At 35.7% G+C, this 7,611-nt stretch carries 9 protein-coding genes; 5 read left to right on the forward strand and 4 right to left on the reverse strand.

Going from position 1 to position 7,611, the window contains the following annotated elements; all coding sequences use genetic code 11:
• From RT445_RS22085 to RT445_RS22100, 4 genes are all read right to left on the reverse strand, one after another.
• The coding region (locus tag RT445_RS22085; RefSeq protein ID WP_313471566.1) for an endospore germination permease at nt 1-976 on the reverse strand (976 nt) is incomplete at its 3' end.
• Between the two features lie 148 nt (nt 977-1,124).
• A complete protein-coding gene (rsiV, locus tag RT445_RS22090; RefSeq protein ID WP_274793485.1) occupies nt 1,125-2,015 on the reverse strand; it encodes an anti-sigma-V factor RsiV in 891 nt (296 codons plus the stop codon).
• Nucleotides 2,008-2,526 (reverse strand): RNA polymerase sigma factor SigV, encoded by a 519-nt coding sequence (locus RT445_RS22095; protein WP_155594023.1) that lies wholly within the window; start codon nt 2,524-2,526, stop codon nt 2,008-2,010. Before RT445_RS22095 ends, rsiV begins: the two co-directional genes overlap by 8 nt.
• A gap of 157 nt (nt 2,527-2,683) precedes the next feature.
• Nucleotides 2,684-3,451: a TSUP family transporter gene (locus RT445_RS22100; RefSeq protein ID WP_274793484.1), complete on the reverse strand. Its 768-nt coding sequence runs from the start codon at nt 3,449-3,451 to the stop codon at nt 2,684-2,686.
• Nucleotides 3,452-3,666: 215 nt separating this feature from the next.
• On the opposite strand from RT445_RS22100, the gene RT445_RS22105 reads away from it, so the two are divergent.
• The 5 genes from RT445_RS22105 to RT445_RS22125 all read left to right on the forward strand — a co-directional run.
• Nucleotides 3,667-4,092 (forward strand): hypothetical protein, encoded by a 426-nt coding sequence (locus RT445_RS22105; RefSeq protein ID WP_274793483.1) that lies wholly within the window; start codon nt 3,667-3,669, stop codon nt 4,090-4,092.
• 75 nt (nt 4,093-4,167) lie between these two features.
• Nucleotides 4,168-5,160: an LLM class flavin-dependent oxidoreductase gene (locus RT445_RS22110; RefSeq protein WP_274793482.1), complete on the forward strand. Its 993-nt coding sequence runs from the start codon at nt 4,168-4,170 to the stop codon at nt 5,158-5,160.
• 684 nt (nt 5,161-5,844) lie between these two features.
• A complete protein-coding gene (locus tag RT445_RS22115; RefSeq protein WP_274793481.1) occupies nt 5,845-6,228 on the forward strand; it encodes a GntR family transcriptional regulator in 384 nt (127 codons plus the stop codon).
• Nucleotides 6,228-6,917 (forward strand): ABC transporter ATP-binding protein, encoded by a 690-nt coding sequence (locus tag RT445_RS22120; protein WP_313471570.1) that lies wholly within the window; start codon nt 6,228-6,230, stop codon nt 6,915-6,917. The genes RT445_RS22115 and RT445_RS22120 overlap by 1 nt, the downstream gene beginning before the upstream one ends.
• Nucleotides 6,914-7,611, forward strand: a 698-nt coding sequence (locus RT445_RS22125; RefSeq protein ID WP_313471571.1) for a hypothetical protein, incomplete at its 3' end; no start/stop codon positions are given. The genes RT445_RS22120 and RT445_RS22125, both read left to right, overlap by 4 nt.

Below are 7,611 nucleotides of genomic sequence, written 5' to 3' on the forward strand. Positions count from 1 at the left end.
AAAATAAGCTTTCATTTAACATAATTAATGGTAAACAAAGGATGAAGAAGGGAGGTGCCAGCATTTGCCATATACGCTTTTTATCTCCTGTCATTTTCAATAAATCAGCTACGATGTACAAAAGGAAACTTACACGTATAAAAGTTCCGGTTAACCATTGGTAAATAGAGAAGAAGTCAAGATGTTCAATATAGCGCCCAATCGTCACTAAACCCCATTCTTCATAGGCAGGATAGCGTTGTTTAGCGGCTTCACTTGGACCAAACTCCGTTATGGCACCAATTAATGGACCTAAAGTTAAACCAACTAGGATCGCTAGCATAATAGCAAAGTGATACCAGCGAATTTGCTCTTTATACTGATGCTGTAAAAATAACAATATTAACAGCTCAATAAACCCTGATGCTGGGAATATCATACCTCGAAACACGGGCTGTAATCCATGTTCAAAGAAGGGTCGTAATAATTCATAATCTTTTACTTGTATATTGGTAAAGGCAACAAAAAAGCCAAGAACGACAACCCCAAATAATACAAAGACATTTAAGATGACGATCGTCTGTAGACTAGTGGTCACCAGTAGTATACAAAGAAAAATATAGATAACTAATAATATGATAACAGGCGTTTGAGGTAAAAATGTCGTATTGACCCATTGTAAGGTTTCAACCATTGTAAAAGCCGTCATAATCATTAAAAAAATAATAATCGCATAAATAATAATGGTAGAGCCGATTTTTCCGATTTTTTCGTTTAACCAGTCTCGGATGGATTCTTGTTTAGTTTTCTTGTGAATATACACAACAAGAAATAGCCAAAAGAACATGATACCTCCAGCAAACAATACGGATAGCCAGCCATCTCTTTTGGCCATATCTAAAAGAGGAGGAAGAATGGTTACATGGTTTTTCAAGCCAATAACTGTCATTGATAGGAAGATGACATGTAAAATACTGATTGATCCTACACCTTTCATGATGAAAACCCTCTAACATTGATTGATACATATTAGCTTAGACAAAAAAAGTCAGCTTTATAAGCAAAAAATGGTATGTCTACATGAAAAAACGAGGTATTTGATGAGTCAATCGTCAAATACCTCGTCGTATGGTAAGTCAGCTACATTAATGAATATATTTCATGCTAACAAGATCTTCTTGTAGGACATCTGTTGGAATTTCAAATTCTACAACACCCATGTAACCTGGAGCTACTTCATATTTATCGAAGGAAATCACCAGCTTCCCTTGATCTGAAATATAAAATGACTGATCTGGTTTGATTGTTGTAAATTCCTCCATTAAATCTTCGTCGGCAAGACCAGCGCCTTTCACCCAATACACTTTTTCTTGATTAGATTCTGCAATTTGTGCACGCATTTGCTCTTTGATATTTTCACTAATCGTCTTAATATATTGTTGATCTTTAAAGAGCATCGGTAGTGTAATTAAAATTTCATTTTCTTTATCAATTGTATCGTATTCCATCACCGTAGAAGACGAGGCCACTGTATTCACAACATAACGACCAATCGATAATATTTGCTCATTATCTGTTTTTATTTCAAAGCCACTATCAACGCCTAAATGACCTCCACCATTGGCCTTTAAATCACCAACTTCTGCGATGAACTGATCGTAGAGGGCCTTTCCCTCTGCACGATATTTTTCATTTAATGTATTCGCAAGGTCTTGATTATCTAAATTTTCAATGGATGGAACCTTAATATTGGCATCATAATTATCTTCTGTCACTTCATATTCTGTCCATGTTAATACTTTGACAACACTACCGACAACGGGAATTTCAGAGAGTGTTTTGGCCATTGCCGGACTAACATTTAAGCTAGCAGTAAATAGCATAGCTGCAGCAGCTGAACCAAGTAACCATTGTGGTGTACGGTTTTTTTTCTTTTTTCTGCCTTGCTTCAGTGCCTTTTCAACGACAAAGTCTAGCTCCTTTGGAATAGGAACCTCTATATATTGTTTTTCTAAATCTCGTAATTTTTTATCCATGTGCAGTTTCTCCCTTCACATCTTCTAATTGTATTTTCAATAGTTTTAATGCTTTATAAAGACGCGATTTGGCTGTACTCAACTTGATATCGAGGATGTTCGCCACGTCAGCGAGCTTTAAATCCTCGAAATAGTGAAGAATGACAACCTCACGATACATTTGTGGGAGCTCATCTAATGCATGCTCCAAGTCGACATTTTCATAAACGTCCTCTTGGGCAGGAGTTAAATATTGCAGTGTATCATCATCTGTAACCTGTAAGCGTTTATGCTTACGTAAAAAATCAATGGCTGTACGGACAACTATTTTGTAAAACCAGCTTTTCATATAGGTCACATTTTCAAGTCGATCTAATGACAGCATGGCTTTTTGAATACTGTCCTGTACAACATCTAGTGCGTCCTGTTCATTTTTTGTATAGCTATACGCGAGCAAATAAAATCGCTCTTTTTGTTCACGAATGAATTGGACAAACACCTCTTCATGTTGAAATGCATTTCTTGTTTTCATGTCCAAAGAAGCTCCTTTTTTAACATTGTCAAATTGTATACATGTACTAGACGTGCGAAGGGTGGGAAAAAGTTAATAGCATTAAAAAAAACTTACCCCAATATGAGATAAGTTTTATCCTTCTATAGTTGTGGCATACGTTATGCATAACAGAGTGTTATGAAAAATAGTCATATGTATTTTTCAAGAGTAATAGAATAGTCACAACGATAAATAGTTTACGAACATAACCACTGCCGCGTTTAATGGCAAACTTAGATCCAACAATGGCGCCTGCAATTTGAGCAAGCCCCATTGGTAAACCATAGGCATAATTTATTTGTCCTAAGTATATAAACATAAGAAGGGCTGCTATATTGCTGCCAAAATTTAAAAATTTAGCATTTCCTGCCGATTGTAAAAAATCAAACCCAACCATTAGAAAAGCAAATAATAAAAATGAGCCTGTCCCAGGACCTAAAAAGCCATCATAAAAGCCAATAAGCGTGATGACGATAACAAAAATCATATAGCGTTTGGGTGTTAACTTTTTATAGGTAGTCATACTTCCCCAGTCTTTTTTGAAGATAGTATAGATGGCTACTGCTGCGAGCATGAACAACATGAGTGGCTTAAGTACACTCGGATCCATTAAGTGGACAATCCAAGCACCAAGCATGGAGCCGAAAAAGACAAAAGGGAATAATTTATGCACGGCTTTTATATCTAGTTTACCAGAACGATAAAATGTCACGGTACTAGTAAGTGACCCCATCGTACCTGCTAATTTATTGGTTGCAACTGCAGCAGAGGGGGGAAGGCCAACAAAAAGGAGGGCTGGCAAAGAAATAAGTCCGCCACCACCAACAACAGAATCAATAAATGCTGCTAAGAAACCGAATAGGAGTAGGATGATTAAAATATTTATGTCTAAATCAAAAGGCACAACAAGGTCCTCTCTTTTCTATTGTAATAATCTGATAGTAGCGAACTGAAGATAGGCTGTAAATACTCTTTTAGTATTTTAGAGTAGGGAAGCTTAAAATGACTAGATAGTAAAATGATATAATTTCTACATTATTCAAATAATTTCTACTTAAAGTCGTTATTTTGATGTATTATGTAGAAGATGGTGTTTTTACTTAAAGGGGACGTGATGACATGAGTTTAGGCAATCATATACGCGTTTTTCTCTGTGTTGTGTTTATGGGGGTTCTTGTAGGATATGTCTTTAATGCAAAAAAAGATATAACAGATCATGACTATATTGATCTCGTAAAAGAAGGCTATTTGGAGAATTTTTCAGATGTGACAGTGCGAAATGCGTTTAATTATGCGTTTTTTGAACCATATTGGCGTTATTATCAGGCAAAGACTGGAGAACATGTTGTTGAATTATCAGGGGATATAACGTTTCAAGATGAAAAAGGACATGCGATTTTACAATTTGTTGTTAACGAAGAAACCCAGCAATTTTCTCTTCAAGCGATGAAATTTAATGACGTGGTATTCAATCAGCAACAAAAACAAAAGCTAGTGAGCTTGGTCTATCGAACATGGGAAAATAAACAACTAGCTTATGAGTAAGGTTTTTTATTTTGTAAATCATCCAAACTGTATTACAGTAAAAGAGGGAGCTAAGAGACAGAGAGGATGTTTTAAATGAGATTAAGTATTTTAGATCAAATGCCTATACCTAAGGGTCATTCGGCAGAGGAAGCCTTCCAACGTACAGAACAACTGGCACTGCAAGGTGAAGAACTTGGCTATCATCGTATGTGGCTAGCTGAACACCATAATAGTCAGTCACTAGCAAGTTCAGCTCCCGAAGTGACCGCTGCTTTTTTAGCTGCGAAAACAAAGCGACTTCGCATTGGTACTGGTGGCGTCATGATGATGCATTATTCACCATATAAGCTTGCAGAGGTATTCAAGACATTATCTGGCCTAGCACCAAATCGTATTGACTTTGGTGTAGGGAGAGCCCCTGGTGGCGATCATGCTGCTATTTATGCTTTAGCAGAGGGAAGAAGACAACGCTTCACAGAACAGTACGACAAACTCGACATTATTTTAAAGTTAATGAATAACCAGAAAACAGGTGAACATGTTTATGATCAAGTTGTTGCAGCCCCAGCACAAATTTCTTTACCTGAAGCTTGGTTACTAGGTTCGAGTGGGCAAAGTGCTATGCAGGCTGGTCAACTGGGGGTAGGGTATTCTTATGCTCAATTCTTTACCGGTAATATGTCGAAGGATATTTTTGATGCCTATAAAGCCTATTTTACGCCTTCTTATTATATGGAAAAACCACAAATTATCGTCACATATGCAGCAACTGTTGCACCGACATTAGAAGAAGCGGAATATTTGGCTAAACCAATTGATATTTCTCGTCTTCAACTGATGAAGGGCCAAATTATTCAAACGATGTCACCAGAAGAAGCAAAGGATTATCCACTAACTGAGATGGATAAAATAACGATTGCTAATAATCGTAAAGCGAACCTTGTTGGTACACCAAAGGACATTGCTGCATTTTTAATTGCTGAGCAAGAACACTATGGGTTTGATGAAGTAATGCTAAATTGTAATCAATATGAATTAGACAGTCGTTTAAATACTTATAGATTCCTGGCAGAGGAATTACTATAAAAAAATATACCATCTTTATAATGTTTTAATTAAGATGAAGCTAATTATTAAATCACCTCTTGTTTTTTTAGAGGTGATTTTTTATTGAAAATTTGAGTAGAAATTGTCATGTTGAAAGAAAAAGAAAAACCCGGAAATCATTTTCCGGGTCTGATTACCACTTACTATTTTTGCTCCATGACACACTGCCTCGCTTCCGTATAGATTCTTAAGAAGATCCTAAGAAAACTGTACTTTAGCTTTATTCAGCTTTGATGGTCCTTCAGAGTAATCGATCAATCGCACTCATCGGGTTAACCCTCCTAGTCATCGGATTTATTAAGTGAAATCTTTATTAGTATAGATCAACTATTATTTTTTATACGTCATTTATTATAAATAAAATTAAAATCTTAATTGTATTGAAATGCTCGTCGTTATTCAAATGACTGGGTATGATTTTAATGATTGATAGTTATTTCCATTAATGTGGTTGACTTGAAATGTGTATTAAGCATATAATACATCACAAGAAGTGTATTATGTGCTTAATACATTTTTTTAATATTGGTGTATTAATCTATTAATACATCCTACTTGTTGGCTTTGGAATGACTAATTTTGCAAAACGTACAATCAATCATCATACACAATGTGTATTAAGTAGTTAATACACAAAGATAGGATATAAAGGAGTTGAGTATATTGACTGTAAAGTTTAATAATCGGGATCCGGTTTATGTTCAGGTTATTCGGCACTTGAAGGAACAAATTGCCAAGGGCTATTATGAACCCGGTCAGGAGATTCCCTCAAGAAGGGAATTGGCCAACCAGCTAAAGATTAACCCCAATACAGCACAACGAGCTTATAAGGAAATGGAGGAACAAGGATTGATTTTTACTGAGGGGAATATGCCAAGCTGCATTACGAAAGATGGAGCGGTCCTTAAAAGTGTTCGTGAAGAATTAATTCTGGAAGCGGTCGACTTATTTTTAAGTTCAATTAAATCCATCGATGTGCCGTTAGCTGAAGTGTTGGAACTTGTGAAAAAAAAGCATGATGCCGAAATTGGAGCGGAGGAATCATAATGATCGAAGTAAAAAATGTTACGAAAAAATACGGTAGGATACAGGTTTTAAACGATCTTTCTTTTACCGCTAAAAAAGGCGAAATTACCTGCTTAATTGGAATAAATGGAGTGGGGAAAACAACAATTTTGAAAGCTATAATGGCACTTACTCCGATTAATAGCGGTGACATTTTAATTGATGGGGAAAAAATCCGAAAAGATAGTTTTGATAAAATTTCCTTTATTCCTGACACGATTACGATGTTGCCTCAAATGAAAATTTGTGATGCCATTGCATTCATGGCTGATTTTTATAAAAGCTGGAATTCACATAGGGCAGAGGAGCTACTGAAATTTTTCAAACTAGATCCAGCTGAACGGATTGCTAATTTATCGAAGGGAAATGCAGCTAAGGTAAATATGCTGCTAGGATTATCCATGGATGTGGATTATTTGTTAATGGATGAACCATTCTCTGGTATTGATCTGTTCTCTCGTGAACAGATAGCCGACGTGTTTACAAGCCATTTAATTGAAGAGCGAGGGGTCATTATTACCACTCATGAAATTAGTGATATTGAACATTTGATTGATAAAGCGGTTCTTATTGAAAGTGGTGAAGTAGTAATGGAATTTAACGTGGAGGAAGTACGGGAGAATGAAGGGAAATCAGTCGTTGATGTGATGCGGGAGGTGTACCGAGGATGAAAAACTATTTAAAACTTGTCCATTTCGAAGTAAATCGATTTTTTAAATTCTACCTCATTCTTATAGGGTTGACAGCTTTGAGTCAACTCATTGGGGCGATAATCATCTCACAAGGTTATATGAAAAATGCAAAGCAAGTGATGGCTGAACAGCAGTTCTCCATGAATCAATACATTGAGAAACATGGTACTTTTTCTTTTTATCATTTCAAACAATCTGAGTGGTTTCTGTTACCAATCTTTTTGTGTATCACGGTGTTAATAATATATGTTTTTTTCATTTGGTATAGAGATTGGTTTGGAAAAAACACATTTATTTATCGATTATTAATGTTGCCAACAGAAAGAATTACTATTTATTTCGCTAAATTAACAGCCATTATGCTTTTGGTTCTTGGTTTAATTGCTTTCCAAATAGTGTTGATTCTATTTGATAAACAAATCGTAAATAGTGTTATACCAATAGATTTTCAATCTAGTTTTTCAATTTACGATAAAAATAGCCTGGAAATATGGAGTTGGCTCTATCCAAATACATTTCCAGATTTCATCTTGATATATGCAGTTGGGTTACTCTTTGTAGCAGTAGTATTTACTGCCATTTTAATTGAGCGGAGTTACGGATTTAAAGGTATTTTGGGTGCAATTCTGTATGGCTTATTGTCACTTGGAGTCTTTTTTGTGCCAATTTTCTT

Source organism: Lysinibacillus sp., assembly GCF_032093475.1.
Classification (GTDB): Bacteria; Bacillota; Bacilli; order Bacillales_A; family Planococcaceae; genus Lysinibacillus; species Lysinibacillus irui.

Coding starts and splice junctions, on each gene's coding strand:
- RT445_RS22120 (WP_313471570.1), top strand. CDS start 6,228: ATGATCGAAGTAAAAAATGTTACGAAAAAATACGGTAGGATACAGGTT.
- RT445_RS22110 (WP_274793482.1), top strand. CDS start 4,168: ATGAGATTAAGTATTTTAGATCAAATGCCTATACCTAAGGGTCATTCG.
- rsiV (WP_274793485.1), bottom strand. CDS start 2,015: ATGGATAAAAAATTACGAGATTTAGAAAAACAATATATAGAGGTTCCT.
- RT445_RS22095 (WP_155594023.1), bottom strand. CDS start 2,526: ATGAAAACAAGAAATGCATTTCAACATGAAGAGGTGTTTGTCCAATTC.
- RT445_RS22105 (WP_274793483.1), top strand. CDS start 3,667: ATGAGTTTAGGCAATCATATACGCGTTTTTCTCTGTGTTGTGTTTATG.